General features: G+C 39.2%; 17 protein-coding genes and 1 riboswitch. Of the genes, 8 read left to right on the forward strand and 9 right to left on the reverse strand.

What is annotated here, in order from left to right:
* Nucleotides 1–147: 147 nt before the first annotated feature.
* From tolC to M997_RS15595, 3 genes are all read left to right on the forward strand, one after another.
* Nucleotides 148–1542, forward strand: a complete 1395-nt coding sequence (gene tolC, locus M997_RS15585) for an outer membrane channel protein TolC (RefSeq protein ID WP_064721034.1) — start codon at nt 148–150, stop codon at nt 1540–1542.
* A gap of 324 nt (nt 1543–1866) precedes the next feature.
* Nucleotides 1867–2574 carry a DUF1190 family protein gene (locus tag M997_RS15590; RefSeq protein ID WP_064721035.1) on the forward strand — a complete coding sequence of 236 codons (708 nt, stop codon included), beginning with the start codon at nt 1867–1869 and terminating at the stop codon, nt 2572–2574.
* 5 nt (nt 2575–2579) lie between these two features.
* Nucleotides 2580–3743, forward strand: a complete 1164-nt coding sequence (locus tag M997_RS15595) for a glutathionylspermidine synthase family protein (protein ID WP_064721036.1) — start codon at nt 2580–2582, stop codon at nt 3741–3743.
* 91 nt (nt 3744–3834) lie between these two features.
* On the opposite strand, the gene ygiD is transcribed toward M997_RS15595, so the two are convergent.
* Together ygiD and ribB are read right to left on the reverse strand one after the other, a co-directional pair.
* Entirely contained in the window at nt 3835–4620 is a 786-nt protein-coding gene (gene ygiD, locus M997_RS15600) for a 4,5-DOPA-extradiol-dioxygenase (RefSeq protein ID WP_064721037.1), read from the reverse strand.
* Between the two features lie 177 nt (nt 4621–4797).
* A complete protein-coding gene (ribB, locus tag M997_RS15605; RefSeq protein ID WP_064721038.1) occupies nt 4798–5451 on the reverse strand; it encodes a 3,4-dihydroxy-2-butanone-4-phosphate synthase in 654 nt (217 codons plus the stop codon).
* Nucleotides 5452–5572: 121 nt separating this feature from the next.
* Nucleotides 5573–5732: riboswitch (FMN riboswitch) on the reverse strand.
* A 202-nt stretch (nt 5733–5934) separates the two neighbouring features.
* On the opposite strand from ribB, the gene ubiK reads away from it, so the two are divergent.
* The gene (gene ubiK, locus M997_RS15610; RefSeq protein WP_064721039.1) at nt 5935–6243 is read left to right on the forward strand and encodes a ubiquinone biosynthesis accessory factor UbiK; all 309 of its coding nucleotides are present in this window, start codon (nt 5935–5937) and stop codon (nt 6241–6243) included.
* Between the two features lie 80 nt (nt 6244–6323).
* Here ubiK and M997_RS15615 read toward each other — a convergent pair whose 3' ends face one another.
* Entirely contained in the window at nt 6324–7646 is a 1323-nt protein-coding gene (locus tag M997_RS15615; protein ID WP_064721040.1) for a 6-phospho-alpha-glucosidase, read from the reverse strand.
* Nucleotides 7646–9274, reverse strand: a complete 1629-nt coding sequence (locus tag M997_RS15620; protein WP_064721041.1) for an alpha-glucoside-specific PTS transporter subunit IIBC — start codon at nt 9272–9274, stop codon at nt 7646–7648. The genes M997_RS15615 and M997_RS15620 overlap by 1 nt, the downstream gene beginning before the upstream one ends.
* A gap of 301 nt (nt 9275–9575) precedes the next feature.
* Between M997_RS15620 and M997_RS15625 the strand changes: the two genes are divergently transcribed.
* Nucleotides 9576–10280, forward strand: a complete 705-nt coding sequence (locus M997_RS15625) for a GntR family transcriptional regulator (RefSeq protein ID WP_064721042.1) — start codon at nt 9576–9578, stop codon at nt 10278–10280.
* Between the two features lie 94 nt (nt 10281–10374).
* On the opposite strand, the gene hldE is transcribed toward M997_RS15625, so the two are convergent.
* The 3 genes from hldE to M997_RS15640 form a co-directional block, all read right to left on the reverse strand.
* Nucleotides 10375–11799, reverse strand: a complete 1425-nt coding sequence (hldE, locus tag M997_RS15630; protein WP_064721043.1) for a bifunctional D-glycero-beta-D-manno-heptose-7-phosphate kinase/D-glycero-beta-D-manno-heptose 1-phosphate adenylyltransferase HldE — start codon at nt 11797–11799, stop codon at nt 10375–10377.
* A 99-nt stretch (nt 11800–11898) separates the two neighbouring features.
* The gene (gene glnE / locus M997_RS15635; RefSeq protein WP_064721044.1) at nt 11899–14733 is read right to left on the reverse strand and encodes a bifunctional [glutamate--ammonia ligase]-adenylyl-L-tyrosine phosphorylase/[glutamate--ammonia-ligase] adenylyltransferase; all 2835 of its coding nucleotides are present in this window, start codon (nt 14731–14733) and stop codon (nt 11899–11901) included.
* 26 nt (nt 14734–14759) lie between these two features.
* Complete coding sequence (locus tag M997_RS15640; RefSeq protein ID WP_064721045.1) at nt 14760–15683, reverse strand: CYTH domain-containing protein; 924 nt, start codon at nt 15681–15683, stop codon at nt 14760–14762.
* A gap of 219 nt (nt 15684–15902) precedes the next feature.
* Here M997_RS15640 and M997_RS15645 point away from each other — a divergent pair, with 219 nt between their 5' ends.
* The gene (locus tag M997_RS15645; RefSeq protein WP_064721046.1) at nt 15903–16526 is read left to right on the forward strand and encodes a TIGR04211 family SH3 domain-containing protein; all 624 of its coding nucleotides are present in this window, start codon (nt 15903–15905) and stop codon (nt 16524–16526) included.
* Between the two features lie 27 nt (nt 16527–16553).
* On the forward strand, nt 16554–17777 hold the full coding sequence (locus tag M997_RS15650; protein ID WP_064721047.1) for a multifunctional CCA addition/repair protein: 1224 nt from the start codon (nt 16554–16556) through the stop codon (nt 17775–17777).
* A gap of 39 nt (nt 17778–17816) precedes the next feature.
* Here M997_RS15650 and folB read toward each other — a convergent pair whose 3' ends face one another.
* Nucleotides 17817–18167, reverse strand: coding sequence for a bifunctional dihydroneopterin aldolase/7,8-dihydroneopterin epimerase (gene folB / locus M997_RS15655; protein ID WP_064721048.1), 351 nt, complete (start codon nt 18165–18167; stop codon nt 17817–17819).
* A 104-nt stretch (nt 18168–18271) separates the two neighbouring features.
* On the opposite strand from folB, the gene plsY reads away from it, so the two are divergent.
* The gene (plsY, locus tag M997_RS15660) at nt 18272–18928 is read left to right on the forward strand and encodes a glycerol-3-phosphate 1-O-acyltransferase PlsY (RefSeq protein ID WP_064721049.1); all 657 of its coding nucleotides are present in this window, start codon (nt 18272–18274) and stop codon (nt 18926–18928) included.
* Between the two features lie 98 nt (nt 18929–19026).
* Here plsY and tsaD read toward each other — a convergent pair whose 3' ends face one another.
* Nucleotides 19027–20049: a tRNA (adenosine(37)-N6)-threonylcarbamoyltransferase complex transferase subunit TsaD gene (gene tsaD, locus M997_RS15665; RefSeq protein ID WP_064721050.1), complete on the reverse strand. Its 1023-nt coding sequence runs from the start codon at nt 20047–20049 to the stop codon at nt 19027–19029.
* Nucleotides 20050–20378: the final 329 nt, after the last annotated feature.

The raw sequence follows: 20378 nt of genomic DNA on the forward strand, positions 1-20378 counted from the left end.
TTTACCGACAAATCATGTAAGGTTAATCTAAAATAAAAGGATATGGCACAAATGGCTACCCCTAGTTAGGGAAACAATCTGCTAGAATTATCCCAATTAAAGATTAACAGAGGCAACTCAGCGAAACTGTTGCAACAAGGAATTAAAATGAAAAAACTGCTTTCTCTTTTGGTCGCGATGAGTTTGGCAGGATTCAGCACTGCAAGTCAGGCTGAGGATCTGCTTCAAGTTTATCAAAAAGCAAAGGACAGTAACCCTGAGTTACGTAAGTCATTAGCTGAACGCAATCAAGCTTTTGAGAAAATTAATGAAGCGCGTAGCCCATTATTACCACAATTGGGATTAGGCGCTTCTGTAGGTTATAAAAGTGGCTATCGCGATAATAACAATACCGAGTCAAACTCTCTTGGTGCTAATTTAACGCTCACTCAGACAGTGTTTAATATGTCTTTATGGCGTCAACTTAATCTGCAAGAAAAAACAGCGGGTATAAGCGATGTTACTTATCAAACTAGCCAACAACAGCTGATTTTAGATACCGCAACGGCGTATTTTAATGTGCTACGTGCAATAGATTCTTTATCATTTATTGAAGCACAAAAAGAACAAGTTTATCGCCAATTAGATCAAACAACTCAACGTTTTAACGTAGGTTTAGTTGCAATTACTGACGTCCAAAATGCGCGTGCAAACTACGATAGCGTACTGGCACAAGAAGTTGCTGGTCGTAACGAATTAGATAATGCATTAGAAAAACTGCGCCAAGTCAGCGGTATTTACTATATCAATCTTGCATCACTAAACATTAGTCGTTTTTCAACCACACCACCTGATTCAATTGAAAAACTGTTAAAAGATGCAGAAGAACGTAATTTAAGCTTATTAAGTGCTCGTTTAGGTCAAGATTTAGCCCGCGAGAATATTCGTTTAGCGCAATCAGGTCACTTACCAACGGTTGATTTAAATGCCTCTACTGGCGTTTCTAATGACCACAGCCACGGTAGTGGATTACCACCAGCAAGCCAAAGTAGCCGTAATAGCTACACTGGACAAAACAGTATAGGTTTGTCTTTAAGCATTCCGTTATACACTGGTGGCAGAACAAGTTCACAAGTTGAACAAGCTCAATATGGCTTTACCAGTGCAAGTGAACAATTAGAATCTGTTTACCGCACTATCGTGCAAATTGCGCGTTCTTCTTACAACAATATTTCTGCATCAATCAGTAGTATTAAAGCTTATCAACAAGTTGTTGTTTCGGCGCAAAGCTCATTAGATGCGACTGAAGCAGGCTATCAAGTAGGTACTCGTACTATTGTTGATGTACTGAATGCAACAACTACGCTTTACGATGCAAAACAAAAACTATCAAGCGCTCGTTATGATTATTTAATTAACCAATTAAATATTCAGTATGCTCGCGGTACGCTAAACGAGAGTGATTTAATCCAATTAAATAATGCATTGGGTCAAGAAGTTTCAACTTCGCCGGATAATATTATTCGTAACTTAACTAGCCCTACAATTAATCCGGCGCCTTAAGTTAACGCCCTTTTAACGGGTTAAAAATAACAAACCGCTTTCAGTTATATGCTGATAAGCGGTTTTTTACTTTAATTTTTACGATAGTACTTTTCATGTTTTACGATAGTATTTTTCCATTTGTATTAAACTAAACCTCTAAAAAAATTAACGACAATAGTTTTGAAAATAGAGAACTCTGCTGATTTCTTCTGTCTCAACCTTATAAAGATCACAATTTTTCTGTTATCCCTTGTGATAAGGTGTTTCTTATTTATTTTATAAACTATTTAACCTATCCTAGCTTTTATTTTGAACGTTTTACTTTTAATGGATCTTACCAATATGCCAATGAAACGTACCAAATCGATTAATCGTGATGCTTTTCGTAAAGCATTTCGTCCTTATCGCCTTGCGCCCGTCGCTATCGCAATCACAGCTGTGTTCGCTCTTTCTGGATGTGAAGAGAGTGATGAAACAGTTTCACTGTATATGAATGCACAAGAATGTGCGCAAGCTAATCCGTCACAAGCTGCCCAGTGTGAAGACTCTTATCGCACAGCATTACAAGAAGCTCAGCGTACTGCGCCTAAATATGCGACGCTTGAAGACTGTGTAGCAGAATTCGGTGACGCACAGTGTACACAAACTGCATCAATTGACGGTCAACCTGTTAGTACTGAAAATGCCAATAATCTCAATCCAGATAATACTCAAATGGCACAGGCTAACTCAGGTGGCAGCTTCTTTATGCCATTAATGGCAGGTTATATGATGGGTCGAATGATGGGCGGTGGCGCTTCACAACCACTCTTTAGCTCACGTAACCCAACAAGCCCTGCTAATGGTAAATTTGTTGATGCAACCGGCCGTAATTATGGCCCAGCTGTCGGTGGTCGCCAAATGGATGTACCAAAAACCGCAATGACGCCAAAACCTTCGACAACCTCTACAGTGACTCGTGGTGGTTTCGGCAATACAGTTTCGAGACAAGCGGCAACCAATAATAACCGCAGCTCTACGGGTTCATCCTCCTATCGTTCAGGTGGCTAATAACCATGAAACGCGAATTAATTATTGAGCGCCCTGACTGGCGCGAGAAAGCCACGGAGTTTGGCTTCAATTTTCATACTATGTATGGTGAACCCTACTGGTCTGAAGATGCTTATTATCAATTCTCAATGCAAGAAATTGAAGAGCTAGAAGAGACAACCGAAGAACTGCACCAAATGTGTTTGCAAGTGGCCGATAAAGTTGCAAACAGTGAAGAGCTGCTAACTCGTTTTCAAATACCCCGCCACTGCTGGGATTTTGTACGTGACTCATGGAAGACGTCACAACCTTCACTCTATTCACGCCTTGATTTAGCATACGATGGTAAAAGCCCCGCGAAGCTATTAGAAAATAACGCAGATACACCAACTTCACTGTATGAATCTGCCTTTTTTCAATGGATTTGGCTTGAAGACCAAGTTAATGCAGGTCGTTTACCGCAAAATGCTGATCAATTTAATAGCATTCAAGAAAAGATAATTGACCGCTTTGCACAATTACGTGATCAATATGGTATGCGCTATTTGCACATGGCATGTTGTCAAGATACTGAAGAAGATCGCGGTACCGTACAATATCTACAAGATTGTGCGGTAGAAGCACAAGTGGCAACAGATTTTGTTTTTATTGAAGATATTGGCTTGGGTGAGCGCGGTGAATTAACAGATACTCAAGATCAAATCATTAGTAATATGTTTAAGCTTTATCCGTGGGAATTTATGTTTCGCGAAGACTTTTCAACCAAACTCGCTGATGCGGGTATTCGTTGGTTAGAGCCTTCTTGGAAAAGCATTATCTCTAATAAAGCCTTATTGCCAATGCTTTGGGAAATGTTCCCTAATCACCCAAATCTGCTACCTGCTTATTTTTATAATGGTAAAGCGCCAGGATCATTATCTCGCTATGTGATTAAACCGCTGTTTTCGCGCGAAGGTGCAAATATTCGTATCGTTGATCATGGTAAAGATATTGCGGTTGCAGATGGCCCTTATGGTGAAGAAGGCTTTATTGTTCAAGACTTCCATCCATTGCCACAATTTGGCGATAGCTACACCTTAATTGGTAGCTGGCTGGTAAATGATCAATCTGCTGGTATTTGTATCAGAGAAGATAGAGAACTGATTACGCAAGATCTCTCTCGTTTCTATCCACATATTATTTTGGATTGATACAAAACCATTATAATTAAGTATAAAAAGGCTAAATCCCACAAAGTGAATTTAGCCTCTTTCTGCTCTTCAACAAGTTTATTTGATGAATTTATCCAATTTGAAATGTCATCATACTTAATGATTTATTGACGATATCATTATTCAATAGCGTTACTTTTTCACTGGGTTGCCTTAAACCTAAAATATACAACGCAGGTAAAAAATGTTCTGCTGTTGGGTGTGATAAGCGCCCTTCTTCAGTCGATAATATTGTAAATAAACGTTCTTGCATTGTGTCACTTTCTAAGCTGCTTTTTATCGTATCACTAAAAGCCAATGCCCACGGGTAAGGCGTTGCATCGCTGTTTTGCCAATCCATCATTCTTAAGTTATGAACGATATTCCCACTGCCAATAATTAACACACCTTCTTTACGCAATTCAGTGAGTTTTTGCCCTAACTCATAATGCCATTTCGCAGATTGGTGAGCATCTATGCTTAGTTGCACCACAGGAATATTAGCATTAGGATACATTTTTTCGAGTATTCCCCAACTGCCATGATCCAATCCCCATTGATCCATATCGAGCTTTAATTTAATTGGATCAATCAGATCTTCAATTAATGCCGCTAAACTGATCGAACCTTTTGCAGGATACTCTATTTCATAGAGTGCAGGTGGAAACCCATAAAAATCATGAATTGTTTTTGGCTGAGACATCGCCGTCACATAAGTCCCTTCGGTATACCAATGTGCTGAAATCACCAAAATCGCTTTAGGCTGAGGAAGTGTCTCTCCTAACTGCGTCCAGAGGCGAGTATATGTATTATTTTCTAATACATTCATTGGGCTACCATGTCCAATAAACAGAGCCGGCATCATTGTTGTGTGCATAATCACCTCTTATGGCTTTGTTATAATATGGCGATAGAATACTGCCTTCTTACTTGAAATATAGTCAAAGAAGTATGAAATAGTTATTCAAAAAATATGAAAAAAGCCGCCTGAATTTCCTCAGACGGCTTGATATAAGTGTGTGTGTGTTTCAGTGTCGCTTACAACGTATTATTTTCAGCCAGCTTTTTTCTCCTCACGAAGACGATAAGCGACTAAATCTTCAATAGTCAGTACTGGCATATTGTGCTTTTTAGCAAAAGTAATTACTTCAGGTGCTCTTGCCATTGTGCCATCGTCATTAGTGAGTTCACATAGCACCGCTACAGGTTTAAACCCTGCTAACGTGGCTAAATCAATAGAAGCTTCAGTATGGCCACCACGGGTTAATACACCGCCAGGTTGACCACGTAATGGAAAGACATGACCAGGACGATTTAAATCGCCAGGCTTAGCATCATCTGCCATTGCTGCGCGAACTGTCGTTAAACGGTCTGAAGCGGAAACACCCGTTGTTACACCTTGTGCTGCTTCAATTGTCACTGTAAATGCGGTATGGAAATGGCTGGTATTGTTTTCAACCATCATCGGCAATTCAAGTTGTTGACGACGTTCTTCTGTAATACATAAACAAACAATACCGCTGCCATGACGAATAGACATTGCCATTTGCTCAGTTGTCATTGTTTGTGCGGCGAAAACCATATCGCCTTCATTTTCACGATCCTCATCATCAAGCACCATCACACCGTTGCCAGCACGAAGCGCTTCAATAGCACGTTCTACACGTTCAATTTGAGAACCAAATTCGGAAAGTAGCGTCTGATTCATGGTAAAAAAAACCTCAATAATTAATGAAAGTTACCAGAATCAGGGCAGTCTTAGGAGTGGATCTCTGCTCAATAAATAAGCAGAAACAACAGAGGTGGATACAATTATCCTACTGATGCTATTTTACTCTCTCCCATCCAGACTTTAACTGTCGGCCCCAGAATTACACTGAGTCTGCTGACCTTTGAATTGCAATAGCAAAGCAAAGCGCTCGCGGGCTTTACCTGAATAATTAGGTATTTACCGCCGGTGGGGACTTACACCCCGCCCTGAGATTAACAACGAAACTATACGCTTTAAAATAATAAGAGGCAATGATCTATCAGTAACAATCTCTGTCGAGTCACATAATCGTTTTACGATATACGTGTTATTTAACTCTTTATAATAAAAAAGTAACAATAATCCTCATATCTGGTTTTATTCCCAATGCCTACATATTACACTTAACCTAGCTTTCTATTTTATTAATGAGGACTTCCCATGTTGGACCCAAAAAAAATTGAACAGGTCGCACGCCAGATCCAAAATGTTCTTCCACAAGGACTAAAAGATTTTGGTGATGATGTTGATAAAAAAATTCGTACTGTTCTACAGTCTCAATTAAGCAAATTAGATCTCGTTAATCGTGAAGAATTTGATGTGCAAACACAGGTGCTATTACGTACTCGTGAAAAATTATCACGTTTAGAGCAACGTTTAAATGAGTTAGAAGCGGGACAACAAACTCAAGTGGCCCAAGTTGAAATTACTGAAGTAGTGGTAGAAACGCCAACTGAAAATAAAGCGTAAATTTCCACTTTATTATCCAGTAATAAAAAACCCTGTATCCATAATAAAAAGATACAGGGTTATTGTTATATAATTTACGACTATTTTAATTCAGGCCAATAATCTTTATTCGCGGCAATTAAATCATCCAATATTGCTTTTGCAACGGTTGCACTTGGTACTGTTTTTGACATCGTAATAGCTTGCCAAAGTTTCAAATATGATTTTTCAATCCAAGCTTCAACCACTAATTTCTCAACAGCGACTTGCTGGCTCATCATCCCTTTTTGAAATAATGGAATTTTTCCCATAACCAACGGCTCTGGCCCATGACTTCCCACAATACAAGGGATTTCAACCATTGCTTCAGGATCGAAATTAATAATCGCGCCATTATTTGGCACAATCAACAGCATTCTTTCTTGCGTATTAAACGCTATCGCGGTTGCCAAATCGACGATATACGAAGCATGCTCATCAATCTCTAAATGACCTGCTGATGATTTACCTGCTGCTGTAATTGCTCGACAAGCATCAAATACATTCTTCTCTCTGTGCTCCATAACTTCATTAGCACGAGTATGTTTAGGATCAGAATGCTTAACAACATAATCAGGGAATAAATAATATTTAAGGTAGGTATTTGGCATGGTAGTAGGATCTAACGCCCACACATCTTTAGCTTTACCAAAAGTATCATTCCAGCTTGCTTCAACAGGTTCTCCCGCTACTTTAGGGATATATCCATGCTCTGCAACATGCTTGCGAATAACGGGTAATAAATCATTACCTTGAAGGTCTTCAACTTGAGTCCACCAGCCAAAATGGTTTAAGCCATAATAACGCACACGCATCTCTTTACGAGATTTCAATCCTGCGATTTGAGCCATGCGTGATTCAATACCAATTGGCATATCACAAATATTTAAAATTTTCGCATTGGGTTTCAAACGGCGTGTCGCTTCTGCGACAATAGCGGCAGGATTAGAATAGTTTAGCATCCATGCATCTGGGGAATATTTCTCCATAAATTCAACTAATTCTAAAACACCACCAATAGAGCGCATACCATAAGCAATCCCACCAGGGCCACAGGTTTCTTGCCCTAATACCCCATGACGCAAAGGGATTTTTTCATCTTTTTCACGCATTGGATACTTACCAACACGAATATGTGCCATGACAAAATCGACATCCGTAAAAGCCGTTTTAGGATCTGTGGTATAGAGAAACTCAATATCAGGCGCTTTTTCATTAAGAACAATTTCACACGCTTTAGCAATCGTCTCTTGCCGTTGTGCATCATTATCATAAAATTTGATGGCTCTTAATGGAAAACGTTTTAAGTTTTCAAGTAACATCAAAATAATACCTGGTGTAAATGTACTACCGCCACCTGCAATTACGACTGAGAACTTCTTCATTATATAGCCTCCGACAAGGTGATATTTTGGGTATCTTCTTTCATAAGTTGTTCAATTTTATCTCTGACTTGAGAGACATGTAGCCCAATGATAATTTGCAGAGCATTACCTTTCCGCACTACACCGTGGGCACCTAACTCCTTGAAATAACTGTCTGTATTGACTTTACCTTCATCCATAACCTCAATACGTAAACGTGTTGCACAGTTATTTAAAGACTTAATATTTGCAGTTCCTCCTAAGCCATCTAAAATGCCTTGAGGGAATGCCAGTTTCTGTTCTTCTTTAGATAACGCTAAAGTGTCTGAAGTCTGGGTTTTCTTATTTTTATAATCTTGCTTGCTATAGAGTTTTATTTCTTCTTCGTCTTCTTCTCGGCCAGGTGTTTTTAAATTAAGTTTGATAATTAACGTTCTAAACACCACAAACCAAATAACAGTGAAAATAAGCCCAATAACTATCTGCGTAATAATCATTCCATAGTGATTGTGAAACATTGGGATCCAATTCATAGGAAGGAAATTATCGATAATTCCGCCCCCCATATTTCCAACAACACCAAAGTGGTAAAGCGTAGTCGCTAGCGTAGCGGCTAATACGGCATGAACAGCAAATAATAAAGGTGAGATAAATAAGAAGGTAAATTCTAATGGCTCTGTTATTCCAACAAAAACTGCGGTTAATGTTGCAGGAATAAGTAACCCAGCAATTTTCGCTCTATTTTTAGGTGCCGCCGTAAAATAAAGTGCAAGAGCAATCCCCACTGAACCAAAGACTTTGCTATTACCATGTAAAGCAAACCCACCTTCAGGAAATAACGCTTTTAAAGGTTGTGTGCTTTGACTGAAATACTGCATATTCTGAGCCCAATCGACTTGAATACCATGTTCAGTTATCGCAGGGCCGAAAATAAAAGGCCCATATATAAAGTGATGTAAACCTGTAGGAATTAAAATACGCTCAAGAAAAGTATATATCCAAACCCCTAATGAACCTGAGCTCACCATAAATACTTGTAAGGATTGAATACCAATTTGCACTTTAGGCCAAATAAACAGTGTTACCCATGCTAATGGCAACATTAGAAAGAAACTAATTAAAACAACATAAGAAGTGCCTTGGAAAATACCTAAGAAAACCGGCAATTGTTTATCGAAATAACGATTATGTATTCCCGTTACAATACCAGCAATAATAATAGCGCCAATAATACTTGTATCTAATGTTTTAATTCCAGCAATCATGGTTAGTCCGCTATTACCACCAATTTCATTGCTAAAATCGACACCAAAATAATTGCCCCACACAATTCCCATTGCGTTAATAAAATAATTCCAAGTTAAGAAACTCACCATAACAGCAAGACATGCTCTTGCTTGTGCTGATTTGGCTAAACCTATTGGTAAACCTATTGCAAAAATAAGAGGCATATTACGAAAAACAGTCCAACCGCCTTCCTCAATAATATGAACAATTTGTGCAAATAAATTATCGGGCTGTAATAACGCTTCACTAACAAATAACGGATTCTGTAATAGAATAGCAATGCCTACAACAATACCTGCAAAAGGAAATAGCAGGACAGGGGTAAACATTGCTCCGCCAAATCGTTGTATTTGACTGAGCATAAAAATATCCTCTTATTTACTGCCACTTAAATGAGTATCGATTTATTTCATTTTTATTCTGTAAAATTAGATTAGGTGCTTTTTTATTTATTCTCTCAGTAAAAATAATTTATTCGTGATCTAATTCATATTAATCTTTTAGTTAAAGTGATCTACTTTTTACTAAAATTGCAGATCTCTTTTTATTTTTTGATAACGTTCACATTTTTACTGATAAATTGAACAGTTTATTTATCAATCAATTAGATTAAATAAACCTAAATTTTTTATGTCTATTTTTAACAGTTTAAGAGGTATAAAAGTGATCTATAAAAATCTAGCAAAAAACTTGCGAATACAAATAAACTCAGAAGGTTATCAAATTGGCGAGGCATTACCGGCTGAAAAAATATTGGCAAAGCAATACGGTGTTTCAAGAATGACTGTACGTAAAGCAATTGATGTTTTAGTTGATGCTGGATTATTAAAGCGAAAACATGGCTCAGGAACTTATATAAAAGAAAAAGATTTTCATCATGAAAATGCCAGCTTAAAAGGATTTGTAGAGCTAATGGCAAATACGGGACATAACGTTAAAAGTGAAGTTATTGAGTTTAGTGTTATTCACTGCCCTTTATCCATAGCAAGTAAATTACGAATTAATACTAATGAACGCATATTTTATTCTAGAAGAATACGTTACGTCGATAATAAACCTCTTATTCTGGAAGATAGTTATATGCCAGTAAAATATTTTAGCAATTTAACCTTAAAACATTTAGAAGGTTCTAAATTTGATTTTATTGAAAATGTGTGCCAAATAAAAATTGCGGGGAGTTATGAAACTTTTCATCCTATCATTCCTGATCACAATATCTGCCAGCTACTACAAGTTGAAATAAATATACCTATATTAAGACTTAGCACATTGTCATATAGCGTTCATGGTGATTATATTAATTACTCGATCATGTACCGTAATACCCAAGATTATATTGTTGAATATCATTTAAAAAGAGAACAATAATTATTATCATAAAAGAATATTATTGCTAATACGCTTTTTCACACAAAAAAAAGCACTCCTAAGAGCGCTTTTAATATTTAATGATTTAACACTATTATTTCTTTTTAATCGCATTAATAATATTTGTGGTAGAAATACCATCTTCAAAATTAAGGACTTTAACTTCTCCACCGGCCGCCCAAACCTCTTTGCTGCCTGCGATATCTTCTGGCTTATAATCGCCGCCTTTTACCAAAATATCGGGTAATACAGAAGCAATTAGGCGCTGTGGCGTATCTTCTTCAAAAGCCACTACCCAATCAACGGCACCCAAAGCACCAAGCACCGTCATACGCTGTTCTAATGGGTTAACCGGACGAGTTTCGCCTTTTAAGCGCTTAGTAGAAGCATCACTATTGACCGCAACAATTAGGCGATCCCCTAATTTTCGAGCATTAGCCAAATAACTTACATGCCCTGCATGAAGAATATCAAAACAGCCATTTGTCATGACAATGCGTTCGCCACGTTGGCGAGCCAATTCTACGGCCTTTTTTAATTGCTCTTCCGCCATCATCCCAAAGCCGTTATCAGAACGTCCACGAATAGCATTTTCAAGTTCAATAGGCGAAACAGTAGAAGTACCCAATTTACCAACAACTACACCTGCCGCTGCATTAGCAAGGAAACAGGCTTCAGCTAATGATTTACCGGCTGCTAAAGAGGTCGCTAAAACACCAATCACCGTATCACCAGCACCAGTGACATCATAAACTTCTTGTGCTTGTGTTGGTAAATGTAATGGCGCTTCATTGGCACGAATTAAACTCATACCTCGTTCTGAACGAGTAATTAATAGCGCTTCAAGATCTAACGCTTGAACCAGCTTAGCGCCTTTTTCGACTAATTCTTCGTCACTATTACAAACGCCAACTACTTGTTCAAATTCAGACATATTTGGTGTTAATAATGTGGCACCACGGTAACGTTCAAAATCACTACCTTTGGGATCAATTAAAACAGGCACGCCAGATTTTCTCGCAAGTTGGATCATCTCTTGAACATGAGAAAGTGCACCTTTAGCGTAGTCCGACAAAATTAATGCGCCAATGGAAGGCAAGGCTTGCTCAATACGTTCATAAATAGGCTGTGGATCAACATTGCTAAAACCTTCTTCAAAATCAAGGCGGATCAACTGTTGATTACGAGAAAGTACGCGCAATTTAGTAATCGTTGGATGAGTAGCAACAGAGACAAAATCGCAACGCACATTGACCTGACTTAATGTGTTACTCAATGCTTTTGCTGCTTCATCGATACCTGTTAATCCAACTAAACGCGAATTAGCGCCTAAAGAAGCAATATTCATAGCAACGTTAGCCGCACCACCGGGACGCTCTTCGGTTGTATCCACTTTAACCACCGGTACTGGGGCTTCAGGTGAAATTCGGCTTGTTGGGCCATACCAATAGCGGTCTAACATGACGTCACCGACAACGAGCACATTGGCTTTATTAAAATCCGGCAGCGTTACTTTCATCCCATACTCCACATTATTTTTCAAATAAGCCCAAATAATACCATAACTCGATAACCAAATAGAGAAACACATCAGATTATTGGTTTCATATTCTCTATGCTATTCATCGAGCCATTTCATTTTACTTTGTAATACATTTTGTCGTTCGGGTATAAAACAACTGCTATCCACTATCGCGGGTAGTGCTTGCAACGCAAGATGATGCAACTCATTACGCAAAGTAACATAAGCATGTGTTAATGCTTGAGCCTCTTCTTCTGTCATCACTTGATATTTCGCCATTAATTCAAAAATACGCACATTATCAGACCAACGCGTTAATGCTGGATATTGATGAGAAAAACGTAACACTAAATATTGAGCGATAAATTCAATATCAGTAATGCCACCAGCAGAAAGTTTCAAATTGAATTTATCGGCTTGTGTTGGCGCTAAATGTTGCACCATTTTTTTACGCATCTCTCTTACTTCATCTTGCAATACCTGCGGATCACGCGAAAGGCACAATATTTCATGACGAATTCGTAAAAATTGCTGTTGCAATTCATCATCACCATAAATCATTCGAGCACGAATTAAAGCCTGATGTTCCCATGTCCATGCTTGTGTTTTTTGGTATTCATCGAACGCTTGAATAGTACTCACCAACATGCCTGATTCGCCAGAAGGCCGTAAACGCGCATCGACTTCATACAACACACCTGAAGAGGTTCTGGTGCTAAATAAGTGAATAATTCGCTGGGCTAAACGTAGATAAAACTGGCAAGCATCAATAGAACGTTCACCGGTTGTCACGCTGTTGAGTGGGCAATCCAATAAAAATACCAAATCTAAATCAGAACTGTAACCTAATTCCCAACCGCCTAATTTCCCATACCCAATAACGGCAAAACCTAAACCATCACAATGGGCTAAATGTTCCGGTTCACCATAGCGTTTTACCATATATGACCAAGCTTGATGAACCACAGCATGAATAATAGCTTCTGCTAAATAGGTTAAATGATCGCTGACTTTCATCACTGGCAATACACCGGTTATATCTTCAGCGGCAATGCGTAAAAGTTGTGCTTGTTTAAATTGCCGCAATGCTTCTAAGCGTTGTTCTTCATCTTCTTCTGGTACGCGAAGTAAATATTGGCGTAACTCATCACGATAAGCATCTAAAGGAAGCGGCTGATAGAGCGAGTTAGGATCGAGTAATTCATCCAATAGCAGGGGATGCAGTGCTAATTGCTCTGCAATCATAGGCGATGCGGCACATAAACGAATAACATGGGTTAATACTTCATCAGATTCTTGTATTAACTCTAAATAGGTTGTGCGACTCACAATACTGAGTAAAAGAGGCGTGACTCGCTGCAATATCATCGCAGATTGTGGTTGCTGACAGATTTTGGCTAATAATTTAGGCATCAATAAGTCAAGAACATCGCGTCCTCTTGGCCCAATGGTTCGTTTGCCAATATCTTGGCGAAAAATCTGTAATGTCTGGCAGAGGGTTTCAATTTCTTCTTGAGTCAGCGATTGATGAAATAATGCTGAACCTTCAGGGAAATGGCCTAATAACCAAAATGTTTTAAACGCAGAAAGATCTGCTTCATCTTCATTTTCATCATCATCACCAATTAATTGAGTAAAAATAATAGAAACAGCCTGCATTTTCTGACCAATGTTCTGATAAAGCGTTGCCCAATCGTTATAACCCATCGCTATAGTAAGGCGACTTCTATCATTTTCATCATCAGGTAAAGTTTGAGTTTGCTGATCACCAATAGATTGTAATAAATTTTCTAATCGGCGTAAAAAAAGATAACTTTCAGTCAGTTGCGCCGTCTCTTCTTCAGTTAATAATTCAAGTTTCGAGATAACTTTTAGCACAGATAACAACGAATTACTTTGTAATTCAGGCTCTCTACCACCGCGAATTAATTGAAATACCTGCGTAATAAACTCAATTTCACGAATACCACCAGCCCCTAATTTAATATTATCGATCATACCGCGGCGACGAACTTCACGACTTATCATTGATTTCATATTACGTAGTGATTGGATCACACTAAAATCGATATAACGGCGATAAACAAAAGGTCGCAGCATTTGGCGTAATATCTGGCAATAATCTCTTTTTTCTGCCCCTAAAACCCGTGCTTTTATCATTGCATAGCGTTCCCAATCACGCCCTTGCTCTTGATAATAATCCTCTAGCGCAGCAAAACTCATGACTAAGGGGCCACTTTCGCCAAAAGGGCGTAATCGCATATCAACACGGTAAACAAAGCCATCAATAGTGTGCTGATCTAACGCTTTTATTAATTTTTGCCCTAATCGAGTAAAAAATTGCGCATTATCGAGTTCACGGCGTCCGCCTTGAGTGGCACCATTTTCTGGATAGGCAAAAATCAGGTCGATATCAGAAGAGAAATTAAGCTCAAAACCGCCGAGCTTTCCCATTCCTAAAATAAGTAATGGCTGAGGTTTTCCTGCGCTATCACAAGGTGTGCCCCACTGCTGACAACACTGCTGATAAAGCGTATCTCTTGCTGCACAAATTAAGGTTTCAGCTAATACACTGAGCTGTTTTAGCGTACAAGGCGTATCACATAACAGAAAAAACTGTAGCCACGCAATGCGCACTAATTGTTGATGACGAAATTGACGCAAAATACGCATTAAATCATCTTCATTATCAATATTTGCTAGTTTTTCTGATAATTGAGTTTCATACGTTTGCCATTCAGAACCTATTGGCTCAGCTTGCCTAATATCGATTAACCATTGAGGGTTTACACGCAAATGCTCAGCCGCAAAGGGGCTAAAAGTTAAAAACTGCTGCTCTTGCTCACTAAAAGGTGCTAACTCATTGAGCGAAGAAGATAAACTGCATTGTGTTTTATCCCACAATTGTTGAAACACATCGATAGCAGACATAAATAGGCTCTCAAATTATCAGTAAATTAAGCAATAGATAGCAACCACGCCATTGACGCTAATTTAAATCTTAACCACAGCACATGATAATAATCAGTCGCTGATGTAAATGATAACGGTGACATCTCACTTAACGCTTGCTGCATTGACGCCGGTAATTCAGGCTGTTTTTTACACCAATCTGAAAATAACGCTAACATTGCAGGCATTGTGATTGTCGGCGGTGTTGGATTAGCAAAAATAGCTTCTTCTAAAGATTGAATTGATGACAACCATTTAGTGAGTTGCTGAGCGATAGTTTCATCAGGGGATAAATTAACGACACTCAAGGTTAATGCAGGCTTACCCTTTGCTAGATAATAACCTCTTGCGGCTTTACTACGAGAAGCAAGGCGTAATCCGCCCTTTTCACCCAAAAATGTGGCTAAAGCAATTAAATCAGACACATTGCCTGCCTTTAGCTCTAGTTCAAACTCTTTAATAGGCAGCTCATTTTCACCTGAACGAACCGCACCTTGATCCAACACCACTTCAATCTGGCTATTTTGGTAGTTAACCAACCAAATTTCACGATTAAAATCGGTATTAAATAATACCTGCAAATGCGCTTCTAATTGGGATAAATCGCAATCCTGCGGCCAAATTTCAGCGGGAAAACGTGCTAAATCTAATTTTGGTTGTTCTAATTTCACGTTATATTCAGGACGTTGATGTAAGCCCGCAACAACTTTACCCGCTGTTTTAATTGTCATTTCGTAGTGATTATCAACCCCACGAATACGTAGCCCCATATCCCAACGACGGATTTGATTATCTGGTGTTTCAAAGTAAAGATTAGTCAGCTTTTTAGCGATGCTATGCTGATGAGGAAGCGTTGAAATTCGCTGAATAATATGAGGAATAGCGGCGGATATCGCACTGAGTTTTAATTCTGTCTCTATTTGGCTCATTCTATTTCCCTTAAGTAAATCAATTGATTAGTAAAATATTTAACGATTTTTCATTAAGCAAGTGATAGCCTTATTACGCGGATGAATAAAAGGCAGATTTCCCCTATATTCCATCAGTTAAGACTGTTCTCATTCTGGTTTACTATTTGCTTACGCAAACTTTACTCTTTAGTATCAGTAAAAATATTCTCTTGTATAGATAAAAAAGTTGAAAACATAATGCGAAAATTACCCTTACTTTTTATTTCCTTACTTGGCTTAGGCTTTTCACTAAGTTCACACGCAAATGAAACTCGTTATGTTTCCGATGAATTATCCACTTATGTCCATAGTGGACCAGGAAATCAGTATCGAATTTTAGGCTCTTTAAATTCAGGCTCAACCGTTACTGTACTTTCGCGTAATGCAGCAACGGGTTATGTGCAAATCAAAGACGATAAAGATCGTGTTGTTTGGCTACCTGAAAATCAGCTAAGTACACAACCAAGTATGCGTACTCGTATCCCAGCAATGGAAAAAGAGATCCAAACATTACGTGACAAACTTGCCAATATCGATCAAAGCTGGAATCAGCGTACGATAGATATGCAAAATAAAGTTTCAGGCAGCGATGATATCATCAATGGTTTGAAAAAAGAGAATGAGCAAATGAGAACCAAATTAGCGGTTGCTGAGAAAAAGCTCGATTTTGCTAATCAACAGCTAGATGACAGACAGCGCGATATTATCTTACAGTGGTTTATGTATGGTGGTGGTGTTGCAGGTGCTGGACTTGTTTTGGGTCTGATCCTTCCTCATATTATTCCACGCCGTCGCAAACGTAATGATCGTTGGATGAACTAAAAGCACAGTATTAAGGGTAATAATCCAGTGAAAACATACCTTGTCGGTGGTGCTGTACGCGACCAACTGTTAAATATGCCAGTAAAAGATAGAGATTGGGTGGTTGTTGGTGCAACCCCCAAACAACTATTAGAGTTGGGTTATCAACAAGTTGGGAAAGATTTCCCTGTGTTTCTTCATCCTGAGACTCATGAAGAATACGCGTTAGCGCGCACAGAACGAAAATCAGGTTCTGGTTACACTGGGTTTACTTGCTATGCGGCTCCTGATGTGACTTTAGAAGATGACTTGCAACGGCGTGATTTAACCATCAACGCTATTGCTTATTGCGTTGATGGTGAATATGTCGATCCTTATCATGGTAGAGACGATATCAAGGCCAGATTACTTCGTCATGTTTCCAGCGCATTTTCTGAAGATCCACTAAGAGTTCTGCGGGTTGCTCGCTTTGCAGCACGCTTTGCTCCCTTAGGGTTTAAAGTCGCACCAGAAACGCTGCTATTAATGCAAAAGATGACTCAAAGTGGAGAACTGAATGCATTAACTGCCGAACGCGTTTGGAAAGAGACAGAAAAAGCCCTAGAGAGTAAAGCTCCTCAAGTCTATTTTGATGTTTTACGCCAATGTGGTGCATTAAAGGTGCTTTTCCCTGAAATTGACGCATTATTCGGTGTTCCAGCACCAGAAAAGTGGCATCCCGAAATAGATACCGGTATTCACACCATGATGGTATTAAATATTGCCAGTCAGCTAACTGATGATATTGCAGTGCGTTTTAGTGCACTTTGCCATGACTTAGGTAAAGGATTAACCCCAGCGGAAAAATGGCCTCATCATCACGATCACGGCCCTGCGGGTGTGCCTTTAGTGGAAGCATTATGTCAACGCTATCGCATACCAAATCATATTCGTGACCTAGCCCGATTAACGGCTAGATTCCACGATCATATTCATCGTATTGACAGAATGCGCCCTTCGAAAGTGATCCGTTTATTCGATGCGATAGATGCATGGCGTAAACCAGAGCGCGTTTCTCAATTAGCGATGGTAAGTGAAGCGGATGCAAGAGGGCGTCAAGGTTTAGAAACTCTCGTTTATCCACAAAGAGATTTTCTTCAGCAAGCATTTAATATCGCCAATAGTGTGGATATTAAACCAATTATTGCAAGTGGCTTAAAAGGCATTGCCATTAGAGAAGCGCTTACAAAACAAAGAGAAATCGCGATTATCCAATGGAAATCGCGACTTTAATCCGCATTATTTATAGAGCGAAATTATATAGCGAAATCATTAAGCTTGACGCTCAATAATCACGCCAACACTTTTGGCTTGAGCGACTGCGCCAGGTTTCGCTAATTTAATTTTCACTCTAGGTACCGCAAACTGAGTAATCAAAAGCTGTGCCACTTCTTCTGCAACACGTTCAACTAACTCAAAACGTCCATTTTCAACATAATCAATAATTGCATTACTTACACTTGCGTAATCTAAACAATAAGTGACATCATCAGTTTGGGATGCGCGTTTGTTATCCCAATCCATTTCGATATCGAACACTAGCTTTTGCTTAATTGTTTTTTCCCAATCATAAACGCCGATTGTGGTTATTACGGATAATTGCTCAATAAATACGATATCCATCACGCCATCTCTTATTTTTTCTGCCCATCAGATACCACTTCTGATGAAATATGCGTATTATCCATACATGTCTAACGAACTTACATAAACATTGGAGAATACAAATGAGTGCTAACGCACTTGGAATGATCATCTTCGCCTACTTGTGCGGCTCAATCTCCAGCGCGATTTTGATTTGCCGACTGGCGAGGCTTCCTGATCCAAGAAAATTTGGCTCTGGTAACCCTGGTGCCACTAATGTTTTACGTATCGGCGGTAAAGCTGCTGCTGCCGCAGTACTTATTTGCGACGTCCTAAAAGGGATGATCCCCGTTTGGATCGCCTACTATTTAAATGTGCCTCCATTTTATCTTGGGATCGTGGCAATAGCCGCATGTCTTGGCCATATCTACCCTGTTTTTTTCCACTTTAAAGGTGGAAAAGGTGTTGCGACCGCATTTGGCGCTATTGCTGCTATTGGTTGGGATTTAAGTGGCCTTATCGCAGGAACATGGCTTCTTACTGTGCTACTCAGTGGCTATTCTTCACTGGGTGCGATAATCAGTGCTCTATTAGCGCCATTCTACGTTTGGTGGTTTAAACCCGAATTCACCTATCCCGTTGCTTTACTATCATGTCTGGTACTTTACCGTCATCACGACAATATTCAACGTTTATGGCGCGGTCAAGAAAGCCGTATCTGGCATAAGTTAAAGAAAAAGACAGAAAAGACCGAAAAAGAAATTATTCAAGAAGCAAAAGAGCAAGAAAAAGAGGATTAATCGTCGATTTTATTGAGTAACTCTTTTGATAGTAAAAAAAGCCACTAATTAAGTGGCTTTTTTTACTTTAATGGGCGCTAAAAGTATTTATCAATACTTTATTCACTTTTTAATGCGGGTAATTCAGCTAATGGCCAGCGTGGTCTCACTGTAACGCTAAGAGGCCCTTCAGTGCCGCCTTTAAAGCGGATCATTCCCGCCAGAGCAATCATTGCTCCGTTATCAGTACAAAGCTCAGGGCGCGCATAAAACACTTCTCCGCCAATTTGCTTCATTACTGCTTCCATTTTCGCACGTAATGTGCGGTTAGCACTTACACCACCAGCCATGACTAAACGTTTAAAACCCGTTTGCTCTAGAGCTCGACGACATTTTATTGCTAAAGTATCAACTACCGCATCTTCAAAAGCACGAGCAATATCGGCGCGAGTTTGGTCAGAATCATCATTTTGACGAATAGTATTAGCCGCGAAGGTTTTTAAACCAGAAAAACTAAAATCAAGCCCTGGTCTGTCTGTCATTGGTCGAGGAAAAACAAATCGTCCAGCAACACCTTGTTGCGCCATTTTTGATAACACTGGCCCACCAGGATAATCTAATCCCAGTAATTTAGCTGTTTTATCAAAAGCTTCCCCCGCAGCATCGTCAATAGATTCACCTAATAAGACGTATTCGCCAATACCCGTTACACTAATTAATTGGGTATGCCCGCCAGAAACCAGCAGAGCAACAAAAGGAAACTCTGGTGTTCTCTCTTCAAGCATTGGCGCCAATAAATGGCCTTCCATATGATGGACAGGAATAGCAGGAACATCCCAAGCAAAAGCTAAAGAGCGGCCTATAGTTGCACCAACAAGTAATGCCCCTACAAGACCAGGACCTGCGGTATATGCCACAGCATCAATATCTTTTGCACTTAAATTAGCTTCTTTTAACGCGGCTTGAATCAAAGGAACCGTTTTACGAATGTGGTCTCGTGATGCAAGCTCAGGCACAACCCCACCATAATCAGCGTGAAGTTTTACTTGGCTATAAAGTTGATTCGCTAATAGACCGGCTTTATCATCGTATATTGCGATACCGGTTTCATCGCAAGATGTTTCAATACCTAAAACTCGCATGACGCTTTCCAAATTCTTCCTCGCGTAATCGCGTAATGTGGCAATTGTATCATTATTTCGGTGATTTTATATGCCTTCGCAACATCTTTTACACAGCAACATGTGACAACTTTCTTTTTCTGGTCTATAATTATCCACCTATTTTATGTAATTTAAATGTGTGGTTAGCGACTATCGCTTTATGTTCTTATTAAAAAAGACACTAAAGTGAGAGTTTGCGTTTCAATTTTGTGCATCTCTTTACAAAGTGCCCTGCTTTGAAGTAAAATTCCGCACCATTTTAAATGTCGGCTGGCTTAAATAATGCCAGCGCAAACCGATTTCTATTG

Origin of the sequence: Proteus hauseri ATCC 700826, from assembly GCF_001654965.1 — a bacterium.
In the GTDB taxonomy this organism is placed as follows: domain Bacteria; phylum Pseudomonadota; class Gammaproteobacteria; order Enterobacterales; family Enterobacteriaceae; genus Proteus; species Proteus hauseri.

Bases quoted from the DNA above. Each gene is read 5' to 3' on its own strand.
- tolC (WP_064721034.1), top strand. From the start codon at position 148: ATGAAAAAACTGCTTTCTCTTTTGGTCGCGATGAGTTTGGCAGGATTC.
- M997_RS15590 (WP_064721035.1), top strand. From the start codon at position 1,867: ATGCCAATGAAACGTACCAAATCGATTAATCGTGATGCTTTTCGTAAA.
- M997_RS15595 (WP_064721036.1), top strand. From the start codon at position 2,580: ATGAAACGCGAATTAATTATTGAGCGCCCTGACTGGCGCGAGAAAGCC.
- ygiD (WP_064721037.1), bottom strand. From the start codon at position 4,620: ATGCACACAACAATGATGCCGGCTCTGTTTATTGGACATGGTAGCCCA.
- ribB (WP_064721038.1), bottom strand. From the start codon at position 5,451: ATGAATCAGACGCTACTTTCCGAATTTGGTTCTCAAATTGAACGTGTA.
- ubiK (WP_064721039.1), top strand. From the start codon at position 5,935: ATGTTGGACCCAAAAAAAATTGAACAGGTCGCACGCCAGATCCAAAAT.
- M997_RS15615 (WP_064721040.1), bottom strand. From the start codon at position 7,646: ATGAAGAAGTTCTCAGTCGTAATTGCAGGTGGCGGTAGTACATTTACA.
- M997_RS15620 (WP_064721041.1), bottom strand. From the start codon at position 9,274: ATGCTCAGTCAAATACAACGATTTGGCGGAGCAATGTTTACCCCTGTC.
- hldE (WP_064721043.1), bottom strand. From the start codon at position 11,799: ATGAAAGTAACGCTGCCGGATTTTAATAAAGCCAATGTGCTCGTTGTC.
- glnE (WP_064721044.1), bottom strand. From the start codon at position 14,733: ATGTCTGCTATCGATGTGTTTCAACAATTGTGGGATAAAACACAATGC.
- M997_RS15640 (WP_064721045.1), bottom strand. From the start codon at position 15,683: ATGAGCCAAATAGAGACAGAATTAAAACTCAGTGCGATATCCGCCGCT.
- M997_RS15645 (WP_064721046.1), top strand. From the start codon at position 15,903: ATGCGAAAATTACCCTTACTTTTTATTTCCTTACTTGGCTTAGGCTTT.
- folB (WP_064721048.1), bottom strand. From the start codon at position 18,167: ATGGATATCGTATTTATTGAGCAATTATCCGTAATAACCACAATCGGC.
- plsY (WP_064721049.1), top strand. From the start codon at position 18,272: ATGAGTGCTAACGCACTTGGAATGATCATCTTCGCCTACTTGTGCGGC.
- tsaD (WP_064721050.1), bottom strand. From the start codon at position 20,049: ATGCGAGTTTTAGGTATTGAAACATCTTGCGATGAAACCGGTATCGCA.